Below are 24,094 nucleotides of genomic sequence, written 5' to 3'. Positions count from 1 at the left end.
TCTCGGGAGCGGAGTGAGTCAGGTCCTTTGAGGATCACACGGAAGGAACGGGAACGGGCAGCAAAGGTTGGGAGGCGGAGAAACGCCGGTACGAAAGACCATTCCGGGTCCTTGGGAACGGACCAGGAACAACACCCAAATGAATCCTTGCGTTCGTCAAACCCGAAAATCAGGATCAGTTTGTTGGCGCGAAGTTGAACAGGCGAGTTTACAATGACACACCCCTCTGGCTGAGTCAAGATACCGATACATCCTTAAAAATCAAGAATCGGCAGGAACGGATTGTTTGTGGTCGCTCTTTGGGTATCGAGGCCTGGCTTGACCTGGAAACGTGGGGCAATCATCGCGGAACGATCCAGAACGATCGACCGTTGCACAGTGATGCCCCGTGGGCCACAATCACGGTCAGCGTGAGCGATCGGAGCAGAACCGCGCGGACGATTTCTGAGGGACCAGCGCGATGATCCGGATCAAAGCCGCTGACGGTCGACTCGTGGCCTCGGGCCCCTCGCGACGAGAGGCAATGCGGATCGGGGCCCTCGGTCTGGGAGGATTGACGCTTCCTCGATTGCTCCGGGCGCAGGACGAGGCGGCCGGCCGGGGTCGGAAGCCAGGCAAGGCGCGATCGGTGATCATCCTGTTCCTCTCGGGGGGGCCGTCGCATCTCGACACGTTCGACCTCAAGCCCGAGGCTCCGGAGGAGATTCGCGGAACCTTCCGTCCGATCGCAACGAACGTGCCCGGCGTGATGATCGCCGACCAGATGCCCCGAACGGCTCGGCTGGCCGATCGGTTCGCCATCGTGCGGTCGGTGCAGCATCCGCAGGCCAATCACCCGGCGGCGGCCTACTGGATGATGGTCGGAAGCCCGATTGCCCGGCCGGTGCGTGACTCGGGGTTCATGAGCCGCGCCGATCGTCCGCATCCGGGGTCGGCCCTGGCGAAGATCCTCGGCCCGACGCCGGGCGTGCCCCCCTTCGTCATGCTTCCCGAAGCGATGCAACCGAACGGGCCGGAGCGATCGGGGCAGCATGCGGGGTTTCTCGGCGCGGCGTTCGACCCGTACCGGATCAATAGTGACCCGAACCTGTTCGATTACGACCCCGGAGCGGTCAGTCCGCCCGCGGGAATGAAGGCGGAGCGGTTTGGAGGGCGTCGGCAATTGCTGAGCGTCGTGGAAGGCACGGCCGAGCATCTTACCCGGACGGCGGGAGTCTCTGAGTTTGATGCCTATGCGCAAGCGGCCTTCGACCTCATCTCCTCTCCCGAGGCCCGGCGGGCCTTCGACATCGAGGCAGAACCCGAAGCGGTGCGCGATCGCTACGGCAGGCATGTGTTCGGCCAGTCGGTCTTACTGGCGCGTCGGATGGTCGAGGCCGGGGTGCGGCTCGTGCACGTCAACTGGGTCCGGCACGATGGCGGCAAGGGTGGGCAAGGATACGACACCCACCGGAACCATCTTTCCTGGTCGGAAACCGAACTGATGCCGCCGACCGACGCGGCCTTCAGCGCCCTGCTCGAAGACCTGCATGACCGTGGATTGCTCGATGAAACGCTCGTCATCCTGATGGGAGAGTTTGGCCGAACTCCTCGATTCAACAAAAACGCAGGCCGCGATCACTGGCCCCATTGTTTCAGTGTCGTGCTGGCCGGGGGAGGGATTCAAGGCGGTCAGGTGTTGGGGGCCTCCGACGCGATCGGAGCCTATCCGACGAGCGATCCGGTCACACCGGGCGACCTGATCGCCACGCTCCATCACAGTCTTGGGGTTCATCACGAAACCCTGATCCATGACCTGCAACGTCGTCCCTATCCGTTGGCGGAAGGAACACCGCTGCATACGCTGTTCTGAATGCGAGCACGCGCAAATCGCTTGAGACTGCGTGATCGCTGGACGAGCAGATGCTCACCAGCAAGAGACCGGACGAACCGATGAACGATCGCTATCCACCTCCGCTCGACCAACTGCTTCGCCTCGGCGAAACCGAACTGGGGGGCGAACGGCCCGATTACCGGGCAATGGGGATCGGGCCGGAGCATGTTCCGGATCTGGTTCACATGGCGACCGACTCTGAGCTTTTACTTCAGTGCGACGAGGAGGGTGTTGACGAGGCTCAAGCCTGGGCCTGTGAACACGCCTTGCGCGCTTTGGGACAGCTCGGCGCGGTCGAAGCCGTCGAGCCCCTTCTGGCCAATTATGCAAAGATCGCCGATATCCATGATTTCTGGATGGAAGAATTTGCCGAGGTGATGTCGATTCTAGGGCCCGACGTCCTGCCGGCATGTGAACGCTACTTCGCGGACGACTCGCACAACGTCCTCAACCGGCTCGGGGTGAGTGAATCGTTCGTCAAGGTGGCCCAGGCACACCCCGAAGCGCGAGATCGGGTGGTCACCTACCTGTCGAACCTCCTCACGGAGCACCCCGAAAACGACCCGGAGTTGAACGGGTTCGTCGTCAGCGCGCTCATTGATCTGGAAGCGACCGAGGCCGCCCCGGTGATCGAGGCGGCCTTCGAACAAGATCGGATTGATCCTTCGATCGCGGGAGATTGGCCGGAGGTCAAGTATTACCTGGGTCTTGGTCCCAAGCCGAAACGAGGCAGGGGCCGCAACGCTGCGTTCGCATCACAAGGTTTCGGGGCCGGCTGGGATCCGTCGCTCGGGGCGAAGCGCCCGGACTTCAAGAAGCTCAAGTCGAAAAAGAAGCAGCAGAAACAGGCTCGGTCTCAGTCGAGGAAACGAAAGAAGCGTTGAGGGCTTGATCCCTCAGGCTCAGTCGTTGGGCCCCTTGAAGAGAAGCAGGCCGTAATCCTCGTATCGGTGAAAGCTCGGTTGTGAGAGGGGGGCGGAACTCATGAGAAGGGGTTCGGTCCCCTCGGGGCCGTAGTCGTAGCGGCAGAGGGCGAAGCGCCACGAGTCGCCGACGGAAGGACGACCGCCGGTGGCCTCGAACAGGGACCAGGGAATGCGTCCTTCGACGGACCAGGAGCGGTCGGTATCGCCAGGCTGGTCGAGCGTGCCATCGACGACGGCGACGGCCTCGAAGCCCAGCGGGGGCAAGGCGGCGAGTTCCTCGAAGGAATATCCGCGGCGCGGGAAGGGGAGTTCGAGAATCACGGAGCGGGGATTGACCTGAAACTCGTAGTAGCGCGGATCGTCCTCGGAAGGCTTGAAAAACAGCTCGAAGACGTCGCCGAGCCAGAGGCGGTCGTTGCGCTCGGTGCCGAAGGCGCGCAGCTCGGCGTCGGTCATGGTGGCGGCGAAGTAGAGGGCGTCGTCGTCCCAGACAAGCCAGGAGCGGGTGCCTTCCCCCCGAGCCTCGCCGACCCAGAAGGCGGAGAAGCGGTTGATCTCATCGGCCTCGGCGGCCTTCCAGGCGGGGTCGTCGAGCTTGCCGTCGAGGACCGGGGGGGTCTCGACCCGTCGGCAAACGGCCTCTCGCGTGATCGGCGGGTCGTCGTTGCCGATTGCGGGAGCGATGAGGAGCAAGGGGAGTGTCAGAACGATCGCGGTTCTCATGAGCGATGGCTCCTCGACGAAAGAGGATCGTCGTGTCGGAAAGGCTGGACAGATGGGTTCCGGAATGGGGATTGTACGAGAAGACGGACGGGGAACGCGATGAGGGAGAGGACGGTTTTCCTGGACCCGAGTTCTGACGCCACCCATCCGGGAGAGGCAAGCCGGTCGAGTCGGAGAATCCTTGCCGGATGTTCCCGGTTCCACGGGGGGCGAGTCGGGGTCGGAGGCCTTGCCCCGCGTCGAGATGGACCGCAGGTCAATCGGCGTCTTGACAGGTTGAGCGTTGCGGGGGATAGTCGATCAAGTTCGATCCCTCCGTCGCGTGCGGCCTCGGTTGGTCAACCCCACACCGGGTTCCGTCCCCTCTTCCTTCACCTCTGCCCCTGATCACGATGAACGACCGCCCGACGCTCTACTTGCTGGATGCGTATTCGATCATCTATCAGGTCTTCCATGCGATTCCGACCATGACGGGACCGGCGGGGCAGCCGACAAACGCCGTGTTCGGCATCATGCGAGACGTCTTGAATCTGCATCGGGACCGGAAGCCGCATTCGGTGGCCGCGGCGTTCGATGGTCCGGGGCGGGTCTTTCGTTCGGACCTGTTTGAGGACTACAAGGCCAATCGCGCGGCCATGCCCGATGACCTGCAACCGCAGATCCCCTTGATCCGTCGCGTGTTCGAGGGCTTTCGCATCCCGATCCTCGAATACGAAGGGGCCGAGGCCGACGACGTGATCGCCACCATCACCCGGCTAGGGGTCGATCACGGGATGGACGTCTTCATTTGCACGTCGGACAAGGACGCCAGGCAACTCCTGGGCAATCACGTGTTCATTTATAACCTGCGCAAACAGCAGGTGCTCGACGTCGAAGGGTTGCAGAAGGACTGGGGAATCGGCCCCGATCAGGTCGTCGATCTGCTCTCTCTGACCGGAGACGCGGTGGACAACGTGCCGGGAGTCCCGGGAATCGGCACGAAGACGGCGGCACAGTTGCTCCAGCAGTTCGGATCACTGGATGGATTGCTCGACAACATCCCGAAGGTTTCGGGGGTCAAGCGAAAGGAAAATCTGTACAAGAATGCGGACGTGGCTCGGAAGGCCCGCGAGTTGATCGCGCTGCGAACCGATTTGCCAATCACCTTCGACTGGGCCGATCTGCACCGAGACGGGATCGATCACGCGGCCTTGAAGGCGCTTTGTATTGAATGCGGATTCCATCGCTTTCTGGACGAAATCGCCGCCAGCGAGCCGGATCGGCCGGAGGACATCTGGCCGGTCGAAGGCTATCAGGTGATCGACACTCCCGAGAAATTCGATTCGTTTCTCGTTACGCTCCGCAAGCAACGGCGCTTTAGCTTCGACACCGAGACGACCGCGATCGATCCGTTGCAGGCGGAGCTGGTTGGGATGTCGTTCTGCTGGAAGGCGGGCGAGGCCTCCTACCTGCCGATTCGAGGTCCGGAAGGGAGCGCGACCCTCGACGAAACGGCCACCCTGGCGGCCTTGAAGCCGATCTTGACCGACCCGGAGCGGGAGATCATCGGCCAGAATCTGAAATACGACCTGCTCGTCCTTGGGAAGCTCGGAATCGAACTGTCGGAGTCGATGACCGACACGATGGTGTTGAGCTACCTGCTCGAAAGCGGCGAACGGAACCACAACCTCGACGAGCTGGCGAGGCGGTTGCTCGACCACTCGATGATCCCGATTTCGAGCCTGATCGGTAAAGGAAAGCTCCAGACGACCATCGACACGGTCGCGATTGATCGCGTGGCCGCCTACGCCGGGGAAGACGCCGATGCCGCCTGGCGGCTCGATGCGATCCTGGCGCCGAAGGTCCGCGAGGAGGGGCTCTGGACGCTGTACGACGAGGTCGAGCGGCCGCTGATCGCCGTGCTCGCGCGAATGGAGGCGGCCGGCATTGCGGTTGATGTGGGCAAGCTCCGGCAACTGTCGGCCGAGTTTGCCGATCGGCTGGAAACGATCCGAGCGGAGATTTTTTCGATCGCCGGCCGCGAGTTCAACATCGGGTCGGCCCCGCAACTTCGGCAGGTGTTGTTCGAGGACCTGAAGCTCAAGCCGACGAAGAAGACCCCCGGCGGCGAGCCGAGCACCGATGCCGAGGTCCTCGAAGCGCTCTCGGCCGAACATCCGTTGCCGAGGCTCATCGTGCAGCACCGGCAGCTGGACAAGCTCAAGGGGACGTACCTCGATGCCCTGCCCGAGCTGGTCCACCCGGACGGCCGGATTCACGCCTCGTTCAATCAGGTGGTCACCGCAACGGGGCGGCTCAGCTCATCGGACCCGAACCTCCAGAATATCCCGGTGCGCACCGAGGACGGGCGGCAGATTCGTCAGGCGTTCGTGGCCGGAGCCCCCGGTTGGTCGCTGCTGACGGCCGATTACTCGCAAATCGAGCTGCGGATTCTGGCCCATTTCAGCAAGGACCCGGCCCTGGTGCGGGCCTTTGCCGAGAATCGGGACATTCACCGCGTGGTCGCATCGCAGATCTTCGGCGTGGCCGAGGAGGAGGTGACGAAGGACCAGCGACGGATGGCCAAGACCGTCAATTTCGGCGTGATCTACGGCCTCAGCGCGTTTGGACTGGCGGGCCGGCTGGGGATTTCGCAAAGCGATGCGGCGCTGTTCATCGACGCCTACTTTCAACAGTACGAAGGGGTGGATCGGTTCATCACCGAAACCCTGGAACGGGCCCTGGTGGCGGGTCGGGTCGAGACGATCCTCGGGCGCCGTCGTGCGATCAGCGGGATCAAGAACACGACCGGCCGGGTGCGGAACCTGGCCGAGCGAACCGCCGTGAATACGGTGATTCAGGGCTCGGCGGCCGACCTGATCAAGCGGGCGATGCTGGAGGTGGACCGGCGGTTGCGTTCCGAAGGGCTTGCCGCCCGAATGTTGCTTCAAATCCACGACGAGCTTGTCTTCGAAGCGCCTGTCGAGGAACTCCCGGCACTCTCGGCGATGGTGAGCGACGCGATGGCGTCGGCCCTGCCGCTGGATGTGCCATTGCAGGTGGATCTTGCGGCTGGCCCGAACTGGCTGGATGTGTCCTCCCTCTGAGCCAGGCCGATTGAGGGGCGGATGGCGTGACAATTCGATCGAAGCGACGGAATCCCGTTGATTGAAGCCCGAAGGTCGAGTATATATGTACGCAGAGTTCGCAGGTCTCTCGCACTCGCACCACCCCGGCCCCCCTTCCTGCCCGCGAGCCCTGCCGCGGCGATTGAATCACTCGATCAACGCGGATCAGCCTCGGGGGGCCTTGCGACCCCGAACATGACGTCTCTTTCATGAGGCGTGCGGTGATCGGTTTCGCACGCATTGCCGTCCTCTCCGGTTGTCCCGTCGTGCGGGCCACCGCTTACTCCTTCCTGAACCCACCTCGTGAGCGTCTTCGAACCTCGCGATCCGACCGAAACGTCCTGTTCCATCGCGCTCTCGCCGTTCCTGTCGGTTCTCGAGACGGGATTGGTGGGACCGAACCCCTCGGTCCAACAACGAGTCCGACGATCATGCCGCGTTACGCACGTCGCCCTTCCGGTCAACGTCGTCTGCCGGGTCCGTGGAAACATGGTCCGTTGCCGGTCGTTGGCTTGGTCGGTGGGATCGGGGCCGGCAAGAGCCGGGTGGCCTCGGAACTGGCCGCTCGGGGGGCCGCGGTGCTCGACGCCGACACAATCGGCCATGCCCTGCTCGATCAGCGACCGTCGCGCAATGCCGTCGTTGCCCGGTTCGGCGAGGAGGTGCTCGACACGTCGGTCGGCGAGGGAGAGGAGCCGAAGATTGATCGGTCGGCCCTGGGGCGTATCGTCTTTGCCGAGCCGCACGCGCTGCGAGCCCTGGAGGCGATCTTGCACCCCCGAATGCGATCGACGTTCGAAAAGGCCATCCGGCGCATCGGTCGGCGACGAGAAGCCCGGATGGTGGTCCTCGACGCCGCGGTCCTGTTCGAAGCCGGATGGGATGACCTCTGCGACGCGATCGTCTTCGTCGACGCCCCGGATCGAGTCCGTCGGGCTCGAATCGCGGAATCTCGGGGCTGGTCGGGCGAACAACTCTCTGCCCGAGAGGCGGCCCAGTGGCCCCTGCCCCGCAAGCGGGAACACTCTGACCACGTCTTGAACAATCATGGGACCCCCGAGGAACTGACAGCCCGCCTCGACGCCCTCTGGGGGGTCTTGATCCAACGCCCCGAGTTCTCGGTCGCCCCGGACGCCCGGGGGGCTGCGACGGATCGGGCCGAGCCGATCGTCGATCCCGAACGCCCGGCGGCTCGGCCCCGACGGTTCACTCCGGGCCAGGGCCGGCCCGGCGGTCCTCGAAGCCGCAGCCGTCGGAAACGATGAATCTCGACCGTTGACCCGCCGAACCCTGACGACCACCAATCTCTTCGTATCCCCTAACCTAACCAATCGTTTTCCATCACTCGACCGACGTCGCTCGCACCTGTCACCAGGACGAATCATGTTCTCAAGGTTCGACGACGCGACCCGCCACTCGATCACGCCACCTTGTCGCGGCCGACGGCTCTCGCCGCCCGGCCGAGTAGTTCAGGAGATCGTCCTCAAATGGCCAACGACACCCGTCGCCGGGAGCCCAATCCCTCCCCGTCTCGCTCCCGCAAGTCGTCTCAGACCGACCAGGCCAACCTTTCGACGACTGGAGACACCGTGATTCCTGCCGACTCAACCGCAGGCGAAGGGCCGCCGAGTTCCTCGCGCCGCGAGGGGACTCGGGAACCGGTTCGCTACCGAGAAACCGCTCGCGATCGAGACGGCGCCGCCGCCCCGACCCTCCGCGACCGCTTGCAGCGTGATCGCGCGGCTCGGGCCGAACGCCAACGAGCCGAGGCCGACACCGACGATTCCCGGGGCCACGGCTCGGGCCGATCCTTCGGCGAGGGGCTCGATGTCGATGAGGCTCCCGAGCAGCTGAACCGTTCCACCACGTCGATGGTCGAGGACGATCTCGACCCCGACCTGGACGAGTTCGTCAAGGCCGAGGCCGCCGAGGCCGACCTCGAAGGCAACCTCGCCGAGTTTGCCGACGACGAGTCCCTGTTCGGCGATTCGGAGATTCACGACCGCTACGAGGTCATCAAGCGCGGCGAGATTCATCTGACCGAACTGCAACGGATGACCATGCCGCAGCTCATCGCCGCCGCCAAGCGCGAGGGGGTGACCGAGTACACCGGCCTGAAGAAGCAGGACCTGATCTTCAAGATCCTCAAGGAACGGGTCAAGCAAAACGGCCTGATGTACGGCGAGGGGACCCTGGAGGTCCTGCCCGATGGCTTCGGATTCCTCCGGAGCCCCGACTACAACTACCTCCCTTGCCCCGACGACATCTACGTCTCGCCGAGCCAGATTCGCCGCTTCGGCCTGAAGACCGGGGCGATCGTGGCCGGTCAAATTCGCCCTCCGAAGGAAAACGAGCGCTATTTCGCCCTGCTCCGGGTCGAGGCAATCAACTACGAAGATCCCGACAAGCTCTCCGAGAAGGTTAGCTTCGACGATCTGACCCCTCTGCACCCGCTGAAGAAGATCGCCCTGGAGACGACGGCCGATGAGACGACCATGCGGGTCGTCGACCTCATGACGCCGATCGGCTTCGGCCAGCGTGCCTTGATCGTCGCCCCTCCTCGCACGGGCAAGACGATCCTCCTGCAGAAGATCGCCAACAGCGTCTTGAAAAACCACCCCGAGGCCTACCTCATGGTCCTGCTCATCGACGAGCGGCCCGAGGAAGTGACCGACATGGAACGGGCCGTCAACAGCCCGACGGCCGAGGTCATCAGCTCGACCTTCGATGAACCAAGCTCGCGGCACATCCAGGTGGCCGAGATGGTCATCGAGAAGGCCAAGCGCATGGTCGAGTACGGCAGGGACGTCGTGATCCTGCTCGACTCGATCACCCGGCTCGCTCGCGCCTACAATACCGAGGCCCCTCACTCAGGCAAGGTCCTGACCGGAGGGATCGACGCCTCGGCCCTCCAGAAGCCGAAGCGATTCTTCGGCGCGGCCCGGAAGGTTGAGGAAGGGGGCAGCCTGACGATTCTGGCCACCGCCCTGATCGAGACCGGCAGCCGAATGGACGAGGTGATTTTCGAGGAGTTCAAAGGCACGGGCAACATGGAGCTGTACCTCGATCGTCAGCTCGTCGATCGACGCATCTGGCCCGCGATCGACCTGAACCGTTCCGGAACCCGTCGCGAGGAAAATCTCGTCCCCGACGACGAATTGCAGCGGATTTACGCACTCCGCCGCGAGCTGAACGATCTGGGACCGGTCGAGGCCATGGATCAACTGGTCGCTCGGATCAAAACGTCGAAGTCCAACGACGACTTCCTGGCGACGGTGGATCACGCCTGATGTGACGCCCCTTGGTGATCGGGACACGGAGGGGGGACTCGACCGGGATGATCGGTCGGCTCCCCTCCTTTTCATCCTTCCTGACCTGTTTGACACACCGATGCCCACCTTCGAAGGCGATTTTTCCCCCCCCGCCGGCCGCTTTGCCGTGGTCGCCGCGCGGTTCAACGCGATGGTGACCGAGGCCCTACTGGCTGGGTGCCGCGATGCGTTCATCCGGCACGGCGTGGCCGACGATCGGATTGACGTCGCCTGGGTGCCCGGCTCGTTTGAGCTGCCAATCGTGGCCAAGGCGATGGCCGAGTCGGGCAACTATGCGGCGGTGATCTGCCTCGGCTGCGTCATCCGAGGGGAGACGGGACACTACGACCACGTCGCCGGTCAGGCCGCCGGCGGCCTGATGTCGGCGAGCCTGGCGACCGGCGTGCCGGTGATCTTCGGCGTTTTGACCACCGAAACGGTCGAGCAGGCGCTCAACCGATCGGGCCTGAAAGCCGGAAATAAAGGGGGCGAAGCGGCATTGGCGGCCATCGAGATGGTCAATCTGCTCGCTCAAATCCGAGCCGAGCCGGTTGCCGACTCGAAGGCGGGCGGCTAACCTCGCGATCGTTGAGGAGTTCGCGTCTTGATCCGGCAACGCCACGCAACGGGGTCGAGGAGGGCGACAGAGGAGGTCGAGCCACGATGTCCACACCATCCGCAGCGCCGCTCATTCCGCAAGGGTTCTACTTCCGGATCGCCCTCCCTTGCCCGAAGGTCGAGGGAATTCCCCGATCGGGCAAGGCTCGGCTGCTCGACCTGGCCCCTTCGTGCACGCTGCCGGACCTGGGGGCGCTCGATGGACGGTCCCGCTGGGCCGAAGTCCGGATCGCCTGGAACAGCGAAGGGCTGGGCGTTGCGGTCGAGGTGACCGGCAAGGTCGGCTCCATCACCCACGTGCCCGCCCACCCCGAGGATTCCGACGGCGCGCAGCTCTGGATCGACACGAGAGACACGCGAGACATCCACCGGGCCAGCCGCCACTGCCATCGGTTCCACCTCGGTGTCGTGCCGGGCAAGGGAAAAACGCTCGATGCGGAAGTCCGCCAACTGAAGATTCCCAGGGCGACCGTCGATGCTCCTCTGGCCGACCTGAAGCCGGTGCAATCGGCGGCCCAGCGCACCCGATCGGGCTACCGGCTGGAGGTCTTCCTGCCCGGGTCGGTCCTGAACGGATTTGACCCGGACACGAACCGGCGCCTTGGGTTCTCGTATCGCGTCACCGACCCGGACCGAGGGGACCAGTTCTTGACCGTCGGGAGAGAATTCCCGGTCGGCGAGGACCCGAGCCTCTGGGCTACCCTGGAGCTGATCGAGTAATCCGAGGCTTCCGCGCAGGTGTGGTCCACAATCCGCACACCGATTTGCATTCCGACGTGATTTGATTTGATCCGACCCGATCCAACCGATCCGAGGACCCTCCCGAACGGGGTCAGGCCATGTCCGACGAACCGATCCGCAATCTGAACGAACCTCCCGCCGGCACTCCGCCGAGGCCCCGCCCCGGGCAGAGCCTCAAGCCCGAGCCGGATCCGTACCATCATCCGCTCGATGACGAGATCGATCGCGCCCTCGACGCCGCAACCGGCCAGGACGTGCAGCCGGAAGTGAACCTGAAACGCCACTGGGACGACGAGCTGGAAGCCGAGCTGGAGAAGGCCCTTGAAGGGTTTGATCCGGATTCGGTTCCCGGTTCGGTCAACCGCCGGGCTCGGTCGGAAGCCGCCCCGCCGGCTTCGGCCCCTTCGGGCGGCCGTCGAGGCACGGAACCGGCCAAGGCGCCGAAGGTCGGCCGGGTGGTCCGGGTCCGCGAAAACGAGATCATCGTGGACCTCGGCACCAAGAGCGAGGGCTTCATTCCCGTCTCGCAGTTCGGCGCCAAGAAACCGCTGCCGAATGTGGGCGATTCCATCGAGGTGATGGTCGATCGCTACGACCCCGCCGCCGGCCTGACCCGCCTGAACCTGAAGGGGGCCGCCGTTGACGCCGACTGGGAAAGCGTTCAGCGCGGCATGGTCGTCGAGGCCCGCGTGACCAAGGCGATCAAAGGGGGCCTGGAAGTCGATGTCGATGGCATGCGGGGCTTTCTGCCAGTCAGCCAGATCGAGCTGGGCTTCGTGGCCGATCCCGAAGCGTACCTCAATCAGCGCTTCCAGGTGGTCGTGACCGAGGCGAACCCGAGGGAGAAGAACCTCGTCGTCTCGCGTCGGGAACTGCTGGAACAGCAACGCGCCGAGATGCGAGAAAAGACCTGGGCCGAGCTGCAAGAAGGCCAGATCCGCAAGGGCGTGGTCCGCTCGATCAAGGACTTCGGCGCGTTCGTCGATCTTGGCGGCGTCGATGGCCTGATTCATGTCTCCGATCTGTCCTGGTCGCGTGGGACGAAGGTCGAGGAGGTGGTCAAGATCGGCGACGAGGTCGAGGTCAAGGTCCTCAAGATCGAGAAGGAGAAGGACCGGGTTGGCCTCGGCCTGAAGCAACTGGCACCGAGTCCCTGGGACACCGTCGAACACCGCTTCGGCCGGGGCCAGATGATCCAGGGGAAGGTCGTCAAGCTGATGGAGTTCGGCGCGTTCGTCGAGATCGAGCCGGGGGTTGAAGGGCTCATTCATATCTCTGAGCTTGCCCCCGGACGGGTCCGGCGCGTGAAGGACATCGTCCAGGAAGGCCAGGAGGTCGAGGCCCGGATTCTCGACATCGACGCTGAGGCGAAGCGCATGAGCCTCTCGCTCAAGCCGACCGCCAAGGATGAGCCCGCCGTCGTCGAGGAGGACGACGAGGGGGAAGACGAAACTCCTCGCCCCAAGAAGGAGCGGAAGATTCCCTTGAAGGGTGGGCTCGGCGATCGGGATACCCCCCTGTTCGGCGGTTGAACGTTTCGTCGTGGATCAGAAGACGCTTCTAAGGAACTGGCCGGCACCACGGGGGAACCGTTGATGGAACCCGTGGTGACGGCCTTGTTCATTGCGATCGTGGCGACGCTGTATGCCAGTGTCGGGCTTGCCGGGGCATCGGGCTACCTTGCGGTGCTGGCGATCGTTGGGGTCGATCCGCTGGCCATGAAGGGGGCGTCGTTGCTGCTCAACGGCCTCGTCGCCCTGATCGGATCCTGGGTCTTTCTGCAAGGGTGCTGGGAACGACTCCAGACCGTTGCGGCGATTGCCGTTCCCGCGGTTCCGATGGCGTTTCTCGGAGGCCTGATCCGAGTCCCGGAAGAAATCTATCTGCCGGTCGTCGGCAGCCTCTTGATCCTGTCGGCGGCGCGGCTGCTCTGGCCGACGCGCGAGGATGCCGAGAATCGCGGGGCGAGGCGAATTCCCCTCGCCGCGGGAATTGCGCTGGGAGGCACCATCGGCTTTGCCTCGGGAATCACCGGGACGGGCGGAGGCATCTTTCTCCTTCCCGCCCTTCAGTTGCTCGGCTGGGCAGACCCGAAAGACGCCTCTCGGCTGGTCGCGCCGTTCGTGCTGGTCAGTTCGGTTGCGGGGCTGACCGGCTACCTTTGCTCGACCCCGCACTTGCCGATCGGGCTGGTACTCTGGGCACCGGCGGCGATGCTCGGAGGGTTGATCGGCGCGCGGTTGGGACGCGATCGCCTGAACCCGACGACCCTGCGTCGGGTGCTGGCGGTCTTGCTGATCGCCGCCGGATTCCGATTGTTCCTGACCTAGCAGCGGCGATCAGCTCGGGCGATCGGAGCCGATCAGCGGCGGAGCGTCTCGGGATCGAGGACCGTCACGCGCTGATCTCGGACGAACTTGTGACAGTTGACACAATTGATCGTCAGATTCACATAATTCAGCGTGGCACCGTCGATATTCTTCTCGCGGCCCTGCTGTTCGAGGGCTTCGGTGAGTCGAATGAATTCTTCGGTGTAGCGCACGTACGTCATGTTTGGGCTGACGCGCCAGAGTTCATTCTCGGCCAGTTGCCGAAGGGCCTGAGCCCCCTGCACGATCTGATCAAAGTCGGCCACGGTCAAGCCTTCGAGTACATCCTTGGAATGGTCGAGCTTGGCCTGCATGAACATCGAGAGGGTGCGGTCCTGGGGTTGTTCCTCTTGAGCACGAGCCCCGACACGACTGCCGACAATTCCCAGAGCACTCAGGCAGGTCAGGGCGAGCAAGGTCGTCCGGATCGACGGGTTCATCGTCGCGTCTCCCCAACTGTAGACCTGGCCCCCGCACTTCGGGAGACGACCCGAAGCGGGTGGCCGAACCTCATCTTTGATCGTATCGAATCGGTCGCCGGGCCGTCGACCGGGCAGCGATCCGCCGATGGATTTGGCGGCTCAAAGCAAGGCGGTTGTCTCCGGATGGCCGGTCAGGAGGTTGAAGTTCTGCACGGCCACTCCTGAGGCCCCCTTGATGAGATTGTCGAGACAGGCGATCACCAACACCTTGCCTCGAACGACCCGAACCGTCAGATCGCAGAAGTTTGTGAAGGCCGAGTCCTTGGTCGCGGGCAGGCGATTGACCACCCGGACAAAGGGAGACGACTGATAAAACGCTCGGTACAGGTCGAGCAGATCATGCTCCGTCACCGCCCCCCTCGGCTGCGCGTAGATCGTGGCCAGGATGCCGCGATCCATCGGCACAAGGTGAGGGGTGAAAATGACCTCGACGGCCTCGCCGGCCGAGGATTGGCCGACATCCGTCAAAACCTGCTCAATCTCCGGTGTGTGCCGATGCCGACCGACTCCGTAGGCCGACAGACTCTCGTTGCATTCCGGGTAGTGCGTGGTCAGCTTCGGCGATCGACCCGCACCCGAGACGCCGCTTTTGGCGTCGATGATAATGCCCGACCGCTCGATCAGGTTCTGGGCAATCAGAGGTGCCAGCGCGAGGATCGCCGTCGAGGTGTAGCACCCCGGATTGGCGATCAGAGGGGCCGAGGGAATCGCCTCGCGGTACAGTTCGGGCAGCCCGTAAATCGCCTCACGAAGCCCGGACGGGTCGGTGTGGGGATGATCATACCAGTCTTCGTAAACCGTTTCGTCGTTCAGGCGGTAATCGGCGCTGAGGTCGATGATGCGAACCCCTCGGCGTCGAAGTTCGGGAACCGCCGCCATGCTCGCCCCGTGCGGCAAGGCAAGGAAGGCGACCTGAGCAACCTCGGCCACCCGGTCGGGATCGAACGGTTCGCAGGCGAGGTCGATCCGACCGGCAAGTGACGGATGCAGCGCATCGAGCTTCGGCGCTTCATCCTTCCGCGAGGTTGCCAGGCGAATCCGGGCACCAGGGTGCCGGAGGAGCAGTTGAATCAGTTCTCGGGCGGTATATCCGGAGGCGCCCACAATCGCCACGTCGGTCATCGGTCGGTCCTTGAGCGGAAGGCGAGAAGGAGGAGGATCAGAGGCGGGTTCGATCAGTCATTCCCCAGTTGAGATTCCGTGCCGTGGTCGAGCCCGACGCAGAGTGATGAGCAGCCCCGTACACCAGATGGTCCACGCCACCGCGGAGACGGCGAGGCCCAATCGCTCGGCCCGTCCCTCGTAGAAGAGTTGAATCGTCCACGAGCCGGGACCGGACAAACCGACGCCCTGCCATCCCCCCAGGACGCCGAGGATCGGCACGGGGTTCGCCATTCCCTCGGCATCAATCAGCGAGGCGGTCCACTCGGGATAATCGAGCTGCGTCACCAGCACAAGGCCGGGGCCGTCGGTCGAGACAGTCAGTGAGAGTTGCTCGGGCGTCATCGTTTGAAGATCGAGCGGCCGGGCATCGCCAAGCAGGGAAACGATCGCGGCGGGGTTGGCCGTCAGACCGCGGAATTGCTCGATTGGATCAGGGTCATTGGTTGGCAGGAACCAGGCCCGAGGAGCCGAACCGGCATCGAGGACCAGGTAGCGCCCGGCTCGGCCCTCGTCGGTTTCGGCGAATCCGGCTCCGAGCAGCCAGGACGTCAACGAGGGATCTTCCAGGATCTCGGCCGACTCGATCCGCCCGGTTTCGGCGAAGCGGTCACGGAGCAGCTCGATGCCGGGGCCGATCGGCCCGATCACCCGGACCCGAGCGCCAAGGCTGCGCTGGGCGTCGAGAATCGTCTCGGCCTCGCCGGTCGCTCGGGGGATAGCGTCGGCCAGGCCGCGCAGCTCGGGTTGAATCGGCAGGTCGAGCGTCCGGTAGCTTTGGATCGGAGCCGCGCCCGAGACCATCGTCAGGTTGCGCATCGGGTCGATCGACCGGGTTCCTTCGGGAAGCTCGGCGAGGCGGCCCAGCACGCGACTTTGTTCCGTCAGCGGGCGAATCGGTGCCGAGTCCACCGGACGACGGCGAGCCATCAGGCCGAGGTCCACGATCGTCACCACCAGCAGCCCCAACACCAGCGCTTGTCGTCGCCTGGCCAGGAGAGCGAGCAGCACGACGCCAACCAGGAGGGCGGCGGTGGTTCCCAGTTCGGCCCGAGCGATCCGCCATCGTTCCCGATCGAGCCGAAGGCCCCCCGTCGGCACGGAACCGAGCCCCTCTCTCATCTGGGCGGCGACCACGCGGACATCGCCCTGCGGGCGTCGGGCTCGGGCGAAGACCTCGGTGACGGGAGGATCGTTCGTCCAGGGCAACTGGGCGAAGACCCGGTCGTAGACCGCGACCACTCCCGAAGGGCCGGGGCGTTCGGTGGCGTTCAGCCCCAGCTCAAACAGGCCGATCACGGCCACGATCCAGAGGACGGCTCCCAGCACACACCCGACCAGCCATCGACCGGGCCGGAGCAGGCGGCCGTCTCGGATCGCATCGAGGCCGAAGCCTGCGAGCAAGGCCAGGGCAAGCGAGACAATCATTCCCCAGCGCGCCGGTGCCCGGAAAAACGAGAAGCCCGGCCACTGACTGAACACCCGAAAGCCCGGCACATACGGGCCGAGGCTCAGGAACAGCCCCACCACCCCCACGAGGAACAGCACTCGAATGACCCCAGCGTGCGGTCCTGGTCGGATGATCGCCAACAGGGCAAGAAACACGGGGATCAGGCCGACGTAGAGCCGAAGCTCCTCGGGAGACGTGTGGAACGGATCCCAGACCACCGGCCGCCAGAGCGGGGAGCGGTGAAAGAGATCGGGAGCCACGAGGTTGACCAGATGGAGCGGCGTGGCGGCAAACCCGGAGAGGTACTCGAAGTCACGCTGCGTTTCCGCCAGACGGGCGAGTTGGGCCGTCGGCATGAGTTGAGCGGCCGCCATCGGCAGGATTGCGATCAAGGCGAACAGCACCAGGACCGATCGCCGGGCCATCTCCCGACGCGCTCCCTTGCCCATCAGCAGCCCCCCGAGGGCCATCACCCCCAGGCTCACCTGCGTGCAAAAGGCGAGCTGAAAATGCCCAGGCAGAACCTGTACCGTCAACGCCGCCGCCAGCAGCCAGGAGGCACCGCGACCACCTCGGCCTGAGACAATCGACCAGCCCAACCCCCAGATCCACGGGGTCCAGCTTCCGACACTCAGGGCCCAGAGGTGCGGCAGATGGATGAGGAAGAAGCCGGAGGCCCCCCAGGCGCCTCCCGCCAGCGTCGCCCCCCAGGACGACACCCCGAAGCGCCGGGCCGCCCAGTACGCACCGAGGGCTCCCCAGAGCAGGTGCACGACCATGCTTGCCGTGTAACCGGCCTCGACCGGCAGGAGGCCGAAGCAGACCCAGTGCGGCGGGTAATAAACCCCCATCTGGCTTTCGGCCAGGCCCGGAAATCCGAAGCCCCAGCGATCGTTCCAGAGCGGCAAGCGACCGGCGCGGATTGCCTCGCCGAGCACGCTCATCAGGCCCATCTGAAACTGGGTCACGTCGCCGCCGACCGGCATCGCCCCGCCGAGTCCGATCGGCCAGAGCCACGCCAGCATCAAGGCGCAGAGCAACACCGGGCCCAGGCCCCTGGCAATCCCTGATCCGACCATCCCCTTGCCCACAACGCCGCTCCTCAACCCGTTCTCGGATGATCGGTAAACTTTACAGGATCGACGCACTGACCTGCACGGCTTGATTGTAAGTCGTGATTCAAGTTCCTTGATCCGAGGGCTGAATCCCTCGACACGCGAAACAAGCCAACTACGAAACCCTTTGCGATCCAGGGACTTCGAACCACAAACAGGTCAACGTTCGGGAATTGCTCGAATTCGGCACGAGGGCTGCAATTGCCCTGGAGCAAGGGCAGGATGCCCGTTCCAACCCAGATCATCCCTCTCTTGCGAACCTTACCGAAACGAGGGAAAGGAGTCCGCCATGTTGGTTCTGAGCCGCAAGCAAGGTCAGCGTTTTCAGATCGGCGAGGACATCCGCTTGACCATCGTCCGGATCGACCGCAACTCCATTCGCATCGGCGTGGAAGCCCCCGATGGTCAGATGATCTATCGGGAAGAACTGCTCACCCGCGAGCCCTCGGACGACGACGCCGCGCACGCTCGGGCTTCCTCCGCTCAGTGGGTGTGATGGCTCGGGCTGCCCGGCAATCGAAACCCATCAGAGACACCTCGGCATCGAGACGGCAGGCCCGGGTACGGTAGGATCGGAGCCTCGCGCCGCGTTCCCCCTGGGGGCGTCTCCCCATCGCGGCCGAACCGATCACCTCCCGAACAAAGGCCGCACCGCCATGCCCTTGCTCACGCTTCCCCTGGCCTGGTTGCTCGCGATCGGCCTGGTAATCGATGATCCGCACGTTGCCTCCGTCTTCGAACTCGATGGCGACGGCTGGGTCCGCCACACGATCGACGACTCCTCCAGCGGAGCCGACGGCGTCCGACTGGCGGATCTCAACGGCGATGGCCTGCTCGACCTCGCCACCGGCTGGGAAGAAGGGGGAATCGTTCGCGCGTACCTGAACCCCGGTCCCGATCGGGCGAAGGCTCCGTGGCCGGCTGTCACCGTCGGGCAGGTGGCCTCTCCCGAAGACGCCGTCATCGTTGACCTGGACGGCGACGGATTCCCGGATATCGTCAGCTCGTGCGAGGGGAAGACCCAGACGGTCTTCGTCCACTGGAACCCGGGCGACCCGGCCGCATTGCTCGATCCTGAGGCCTGGACCACCGAACCGATCCCCGCGACCGTCGGGATGCAACAGTGGATGTGGTGCGTACCGATGCAGGTCGATGGCCGCTTCGGGGTCGATCTGGTCGTCGCGGGCAAGAACGACGGGGCGAGCCTCGGCTGGCTCGAAGCGCCCGAGAATCCGCGCAATCTGAGTGCCTGGCGCTGGCATCCGATTCGCCCGGTCGGCTGGATCATGTCTCTCCTGGCGCACGACCTGGACTTCGACGGCGACCTCGACCTGATCGGCTCCGACCGTCGCGGCGATCGCCGGGGCGTCTTCTGGCTCGAACGCCGAGGCCCGGCGCACTCGACCGAGTGGGTCGAGCACCCGATCGGTGGCGAGGACGCCGAGGTGATGTTCCTCGACGTGGCCGACCTCAACGGCCGGGAGGACATCCTCGTGGCCACCCGCGATCGGGGCGTCCAGATCTTCCGAACCGAAGAGGATTCCTGGCAATCGTCTCGCATCCCGCTCGGCGATGCGATCGGGACCGGCAAGGCGGTGGCCGTCGGCGAACTCAATGGCGACGGCTGGCTCCACCTCGTCGTCTCCACCGAGAACGCACGGGGGAAGCATGGCCTTGTCCAGATCACCTGGATCGGCAAGACGATTGACGGCCCGGTGCGTCTCCGGACCATCAGCGGTGCTCAAGAGGGCACAAAATTCGACCTCGTCCGCCTGATCGACCTCGACGGCGACGGCGATCTCGACGTCTTGACCTGCGAAGAAACCGATGGTCTGGGAGTGATCTGGTACGAAAATCCCGGTCCCGATCTGGAGCGCAGGTGATCCGGTTTGACTCGGCCATGAGAACGCGTTGCGACTCCTGAAACGCCGGATCGACGGAATCACGACGGCTCGGGGGTTCATGATCCCCGGCGATGACTCAATAATGGAACGAACGGCGGTGGAGTTTGCCACCGCATCGGTTTGCCCCGCTCCGAGGACGCTCCCGCAATGGCTCAGGAAACCCCGCCCCCCGCCGAACCCGAACACCTGGACCAGCTCCGGGCGAACCTGATGGAATCGGCCCGACTGCTGCGCGACGCGCACCACCTCGACCCCGAGGAACGCGGCCGCCTGGCCGAGCTGATCGACGAACTGGGCCAGGCCCTCGACCCCAACGCTCCCCCCGAAACCGCCGCCAATCTGGCCACCAGCGCCTCGGCCCTGGCCCGAGCGCTCCACGAGCACCGCGACGAAGGGTTCCTCTCGACCACCCGAGCCCGGCTCGACGAGGCCGCCGCTCACGCCGAGGCCGAGGCCCCCTTCGCCACCCAGGTGGTCCGGCGCTTCCTCGACCTGCTGGCGCAAATCGGTATCTAATCGCCCCCTTCGATTTGCCTGAACCCGATGCTCGCCCCTCGCGGATTCCTCCGTTAGACTGCAATCGCACCCAGGATCGACGCGCACCGCACCACGAAGCCGGGAGCCGGCGGCCCGGCCGCAACGATGAGACGAAGGGACGATCGGCGCATGGCGGCATCAGCCCAGCAGGCCAAAACAGTCGAAATCGGTGGCGTGACCCTGCATCTCAGCGCTCCCGACACGACCGAGCAGGAGTGGATCGGCCAGGACGAGATTCTCCGCCAACTGTCGGCCTGCTGGCTGATGGTCGACCCGAAGGATCTCCCCCTGGCTCCCCGGCTGGTCGGGCCTCCCGGCATCGGCAAGACCACGCTGGCCATGGCCGCCGCCAAGCTGCGCAAGCAACCGCTTTATATCAACCAGTGCACGGCCGACACCCGGCCGGAAGACCTGCTCGTCACCCCGGTTCTCTCCGAGCAAGGGAAGATTTCCTACCACGCGTCCCCCTTGGTGACAGCGATGATCGTCGGTGGCGTCTGTGTCCTCGACGAGGGGAACCGGATGAACGAGAAGTCGTGGGCGAGCCTCGCCCCCCTGCTCGACCACCGGCGCTACGTGGAGAGCATCATCGCCGGCATCACCATCAAGGCCCATCCCGAGTTCCGCTGCTGCGTGACGATGAACGAGGACGAGTCCACCTACGAGGTCCCCGACTACATCCTCAGCCGACTCCAGCCGCAGCTCGCCCTCGGCTTCCCCGAGCGCGACGACGAGATGGCGATCCTCAAGTACCACCTCCCCTTCGCCGCCTCCGAGCTGCTGGAGATGACCGTCGACTTCCTCCAGAAGGCCCACGAGCTTCGGCTCGACTTCTCCCCAAGAGACGGGATCAACATCCTCCGCTTCGCCATCAAACGGATGGCCCAGGACCCCGACCATCCGCTCGGCCGCGATCGCGCCTGGGCCGAGTCGATCCTCTGCGTTCTTGGTGAAGAAGCGGCCGACCTCGACGCCCTCGCCCACCGCCGCCGCCGCGCCCTCGGCGGCCAGGCCACCCCGATGGGCCTTGGCGACCTCTTCTTCTCCCCCGACGATCCGCTCCACCCCGACGCCGATTTCGACGACGACGAGGACGACGAGGACGAGGAGGACGACGACGATGCCTACTGAGGCCCGTTCGCACCTGCCTCCCCTGGACGATGTCCAGGACCACGCAGAACTCGCCCCTGCCGAATACCCCCGGTTGGAGAGCGACCTGCCGATGATGAACCCCTCCCCCTTGACGCTCTGCTTCGCCCCCGAGATCGAACTGACCGACGATCTGTTCTGGAAGATCTGCGCGGCCAACCCCGAGCTTCGCCTGGAGCGGACCGCCGAAGGGAACCTGGAAATCATGTACCCGGCCGGTGGTGAATCGTCTCGGCAGAACAGCCTGTTGAATGCAAGGCTCGTGAACTGGAACGAAGCAAGGGGCGATGATGCGGGCGTCTGCTTCGATTCCTCCGCCGGCTTTAAACTCCCGAGTGGGGCGACGAAGGGCCCCGATGCGTCCTGGATCGCCCGCGACCGCTGGCTCGCCCTGACCCCCAAGCAACGCCTCGTCTTCCCCCCCATCTGCCCCGACTTCGTCGCCGAGCTGCGCTCCCCCTCCGACTCGAAGCGGAAACTCCGCGACAAGCTCCGGGAATACCTCGCCAACGGCGCCCGGCTCGGCTGGCTGATCGACCCGCTCGACGGCACGGTTGAAATTTCCCGGCCGGGCCAAAAACCGGAGACGCTGACCCGGCCCGAGCAACTCGACGGCGGCGATGTGCTGCCGGGATTCGTCCTCAACCTTCGTGGCATTCTGTTCGATTGAGCACGGAACGCGACCCCTTGAGCGGAGCCGGCCCCGTTGACGAAGCTTCCGGACGACCGATCCCAGCCCAACGACGTCCTCGCCATCGGCCCCAAAATCCGGGCCTTGCCGATCATTCACGGCTCGGGAGACTGCGCAATCCGGGTCCGGGAAGAATTGCTGGCGCATCCGTATGATTGCGTGGCGATCCCGTTACCTCCGTCGTTCCAGGATGAGGTGGAGGAATCGGTCGACGCCCTGCCCTCGATCTCGGTCGTGCTGCAACGCGACGCCGAAGGGGAGACCGATGGGTTCACGTATGTCCCGATCGACCCGTGCCAGCCGGTCATCGCCGCGATCCGCACGGCGATGGGGGAGCGGATCCCCCGGGCATTCGTCGATCGGGAATCCCCCCGGTTCGAAGGTCGGACCGGATACTACCCCGACCCTTATGCCCTGAAGCGGGTTCGGGTCGAGGGGTTCGCCGCGGCGGTGCTCCCGGCAATCCCGCCGCCCGACCCGGACGGCACCGAGGCGGCACGGTTCGCCTGGATGGCGGCAAAGCTGCGAGAACTGGAAGATCGGCACGAATCGATCCTGTTCGTCTGCTCGCTCATGGATTGGCCCTGGGTGCGGGACGCTTACCATCGCGAGGCCGAGGTCCCGCCGCCGGAATGGTTCTTGCCGCAGATGAGGACCTGCCGAGTCGACCCCCAGACCCTGATCTTCCTGCTCGGGGAGCTTCCCTTCATCACGGGGCTTTATGAGCGTGGCCGGCGCGAGCTGACCGAGGACGAGAATCTCTCGGTCGACGGCGTGAAGGAGATGGCCCTGGCCGCCCGGGAACGGCTCTCGAAGGATCGCCCGAAGGTCGCGAACCGGATCACCCCGCAATTGCTCTCGGTCTACATCCGTTACGTCCGCAATCTTTCACTCATCGAGCGGCGATTGACCCCGGATCTGTACTCGCTGGTGATCGCGGCGAAGCAGACGGCGGGAGACGACTTCGCGCTGGCGATCGGTGAACAGGCCCGCGACTATCCCTACTCCGATACGTTTGATCGAGGGGAGCGCCCCTGGTGGTGGGACGAGCCGAACCTCCGCATGGGAGACGGCCGCGCCGAGGTCCCCGCCTGGGGCACGGCACCCATGACCAGCCGCCTGCCCGGCCAGGCGATTTCCTGGCGATCGTGCGAGCTGCGCCCGAAACCGGACGAGCCGGATCAAAAAAAGTGGAAACAGCGATGGGACCCGTACGGGATGTGCTCGTGGCCGCCGGAGGACCACCGCATCGAGAGCTTTCAGCGCCATGTGGCCGAGCAAGCCAGGGCGATTCTGGGGGCCGACCTCGCTCGCTCCGAGAAATTTACCACGAGCGTTCGCGACGGCATCGACATCCGCGAGACCTTGAGGAATTTTCATAAGGGTGATCTTTATGTCAAGGTCATCCCCCCGAGCCGAGGATCGATCGACGCGGTCGTCTTCCTGTTCGACGTGCCGGCCGATCCTGCGGTCTACGTGCATCGTGCGACCTGGTACGCCGAGCATGCCGAGGAATCGACCCTCGCCTTTTTTGCCACCGACCCGATGCAAAACCTGATCGGACCGGGGATCGCCCAGGCCGAATACGGCGGTGCCCTGTTCCTGTATCCTCCTCGATTGATCCCGGACGTCTGGGAAGACCCAAGGCTCGACCGTCTCGAAACGCTGGAAGAACGCTTGCTCGGCGGGGCCCTTCTGCACAGCAAGGAACGCCACGTCGCACTCGTCAGCCCCAAGCCGCCTCCGGCCTCCTGGCGGCGCCTGGCGCGTCGTCATGGTCGCAAGCTCATCCATCTCCCGATCAAACGGTTCAGCGGGCAACTTCTGGAGCGACTGCGCACGTTTCACGTGCTCAATGGCAAGCATGTTCGATCGTACGCGGCAGACTTCATCAGAGACATGTAATAACTGCGGAGTCCACCTCAACAGGGAGAACA

General features: G+C 64.6%; 19 protein-coding genes. 15 read left to right on the top strand and 4 right to left on the bottom strand.

The window, feature by feature from the left end:
- Positions 1 to 460: 460 nt before the first annotated feature.
- Together GA615_RS24130 and GA615_RS24125 are read left to right on the top strand one after the other, a co-directional pair.
- Positions 461 to 1,852: a DUF1501 domain-containing protein gene (locus tag GA615_RS24130; protein ID WP_152053898.1), complete on the top strand. Its 1,392-nt coding sequence runs from the start codon at positions 461 to 463 to the stop codon at positions 1,850 to 1,852.
- 80 nt (positions 1,853 to 1,932) lie between these two features.
- A complete protein-coding gene (locus GA615_RS24125; RefSeq protein ID WP_161602527.1) occupies positions 1,933 to 2,757 on the top strand; it encodes a DUF1186 domain-containing protein in 825 nt (274 codons plus the stop codon).
- An 18-nt stretch (positions 2,758 to 2,775) separates the two neighbouring features.
- On the opposite strand, the gene GA615_RS24120 is transcribed toward GA615_RS24125, so the two are convergent.
- Complete coding sequence (locus tag GA615_RS24120) at positions 2,776 to 3,522, bottom strand: carbohydrate-binding family 9-like protein (RefSeq protein WP_152053896.1); 747 nt, start codon at positions 3,520 to 3,522, stop codon at positions 2,776 to 2,778.
- A 392-nt stretch (positions 3,523 to 3,914) separates the two neighbouring features.
- Between GA615_RS24120 and polA the strand changes: the two genes are divergently transcribed.
- The 7 genes from polA (at position 3,915) to GA615_RS24085 (ending at position 13,629) form a co-directional block, all read left to right on the top strand.
- Complete coding sequence (polA, locus tag GA615_RS24115) at positions 3,915 to 6,608, top strand: DNA polymerase I (RefSeq protein WP_152053895.1); 2,694 nt, start codon at positions 3,915 to 3,917, stop codon at positions 6,606 to 6,608.
- Positions 6,609 to 7,060: 452 nt separating this feature from the next.
- Positions 7,061 to 7,894 carry a dephospho-CoA kinase gene (coaE, locus tag GA615_RS24110; protein WP_152053894.1) on the top strand — a complete coding sequence of 278 codons (834 nt, stop codon included), beginning with the start codon at positions 7,061 to 7,063 and terminating at the stop codon, positions 7,892 to 7,894.
- 606 nt (positions 7,895 to 8,500) lie between these two features.
- Positions 8,501 to 9,919, top strand: a complete 1,419-nt coding sequence (gene rho / locus GA615_RS24105; RefSeq protein WP_390622255.1) for a transcription termination factor Rho — start codon at positions 8,501 to 8,503, stop codon at positions 9,917 to 9,919.
- Positions 9,920 to 10,019: 100 nt separating this feature from the next.
- Positions 10,020 to 10,517 (top strand): 6,7-dimethyl-8-ribityllumazine synthase, encoded by a 498-nt coding sequence (gene ribH, locus GA615_RS24100; protein WP_152053892.1) that lies wholly within the window; start codon positions 10,020 to 10,022, stop codon positions 10,515 to 10,517.
- Positions 10,518 to 10,603: 86 nt separating this feature from the next.
- Positions 10,604 to 11,278, top strand: coding sequence for a hypothetical protein (locus tag GA615_RS24095; protein ID WP_152053891.1), 675 nt, complete (start codon positions 10,604 to 10,606; stop codon positions 11,276 to 11,278).
- A 119-nt stretch (positions 11,279 to 11,397) separates the two neighbouring features.
- Positions 11,398 to 12,831: a 30S ribosomal protein S1 gene (locus GA615_RS24090; RefSeq protein WP_152053890.1), complete on the top strand. Its 1,434-nt coding sequence runs from the start codon at positions 11,398 to 11,400 to the stop codon at positions 12,829 to 12,831.
- A gap of 63 nt (positions 12,832 to 12,894) precedes the next feature.
- Complete coding sequence (locus GA615_RS24085; protein ID WP_152053889.1) at positions 12,895 to 13,629, top strand: sulfite exporter TauE/SafE family protein; 735 nt, start codon at positions 12,895 to 12,897, stop codon at positions 13,627 to 13,629.
- A 32-nt stretch (positions 13,630 to 13,661) separates the two neighbouring features.
- Here GA615_RS24085 and GA615_RS24080 read toward each other — a convergent pair whose 3' ends face one another.
- The 3 genes from GA615_RS24080 to GA615_RS24070 all read right to left on the bottom strand — a co-directional run bounded on the left by GA615_RS24080 (position 13,662) and on the right by GA615_RS24070 (position 17,867).
- Entirely contained in the window at positions 13,662 to 14,108 is a 447-nt protein-coding gene (locus tag GA615_RS24080; protein ID WP_152053888.1) for a hypothetical protein, read from the bottom strand.
- Positions 14,109 to 14,249: 141 nt separating this feature from the next.
- Positions 14,250 to 15,272, bottom strand: a complete 1,023-nt coding sequence (gene argC / locus GA615_RS24075; RefSeq protein ID WP_152053887.1) for an N-acetyl-gamma-glutamyl-phosphate reductase — start codon at positions 15,270 to 15,272, stop codon at positions 14,250 to 14,252.
- A 57-nt stretch (positions 15,273 to 15,329) separates the two neighbouring features.
- Complete coding sequence (locus tag GA615_RS24070) at positions 15,330 to 17,867, bottom strand: YfhO family protein (protein ID WP_161602526.1); 2,538 nt, start codon at positions 17,865 to 17,867, stop codon at positions 15,330 to 15,332.
- Between the two features lie 298 nt (positions 17,868 to 18,165).
- Here GA615_RS24070 and GA615_RS24065 point away from each other — a divergent pair, with 298 nt between their 5' ends.
- The 6 genes from GA615_RS24065 to GA615_RS24040 all read left to right on the top strand — a co-directional run bounded on the left by GA615_RS24065 (position 18,166) and on the right by GA615_RS24040 (position 24,062).
- Positions 18,166 to 18,372 carry a carbon storage regulator gene (locus GA615_RS24065; protein WP_152053885.1) on the top strand — a complete coding sequence of 69 codons (207 nt, stop codon included), beginning with the start codon at positions 18,166 to 18,168 and terminating at the stop codon, positions 18,370 to 18,372.
- A gap of 160 nt (positions 18,373 to 18,532) precedes the next feature.
- Positions 18,533 to 19,759, top strand: coding sequence for an FG-GAP repeat domain-containing protein (locus GA615_RS24060; RefSeq protein ID WP_152053884.1), 1,227 nt, complete (start codon positions 18,533 to 18,535; stop codon positions 19,757 to 19,759).
- A 168-nt stretch (positions 19,760 to 19,927) separates the two neighbouring features.
- Positions 19,928 to 20,296 carry a DUF4404 family protein gene (locus tag GA615_RS24055; protein WP_152053883.1) on the top strand — a complete coding sequence of 123 codons (369 nt, stop codon included), beginning with the start codon at positions 19,928 to 19,930 and terminating at the stop codon, positions 20,294 to 20,296.
- 150 nt (positions 20,297 to 20,446) lie between these two features.
- Positions 20,447 to 21,448 (top strand): AAA family ATPase, encoded by a 1,002-nt coding sequence (locus GA615_RS24050; protein ID WP_152053882.1) that lies wholly within the window; start codon positions 20,447 to 20,449, stop codon positions 21,446 to 21,448.
- Positions 21,438 to 22,136: a Uma2 family endonuclease gene (locus GA615_RS24045; RefSeq protein WP_201750302.1), complete on the top strand. Its 699-nt coding sequence runs from the start codon at positions 21,438 to 21,440 to the stop codon at positions 22,134 to 22,136. Before GA615_RS24050 ends, GA615_RS24045 begins: the two co-directional genes overlap by 11 nt.
- Before the next feature lie 36 nt (positions 22,137 to 22,172).
- Complete coding sequence (locus GA615_RS24040; protein WP_235905654.1) at positions 22,173 to 24,062, top strand: hypothetical protein; 1,890 nt, start codon at positions 22,173 to 22,175, stop codon at positions 24,060 to 24,062.
- Positions 24,063 to 24,094: the final 32 nt, after the last annotated feature.

Source organism: Tautonia marina (genome assembly GCF_009177065.1).
Lineage (GTDB): Bacteria > Planctomycetota > Planctomycetia > Isosphaerales > Isosphaeraceae > Tautonia > Tautonia marina.
This window is presented reverse-complemented; position numbering and strand designations above follow the sequence as displayed.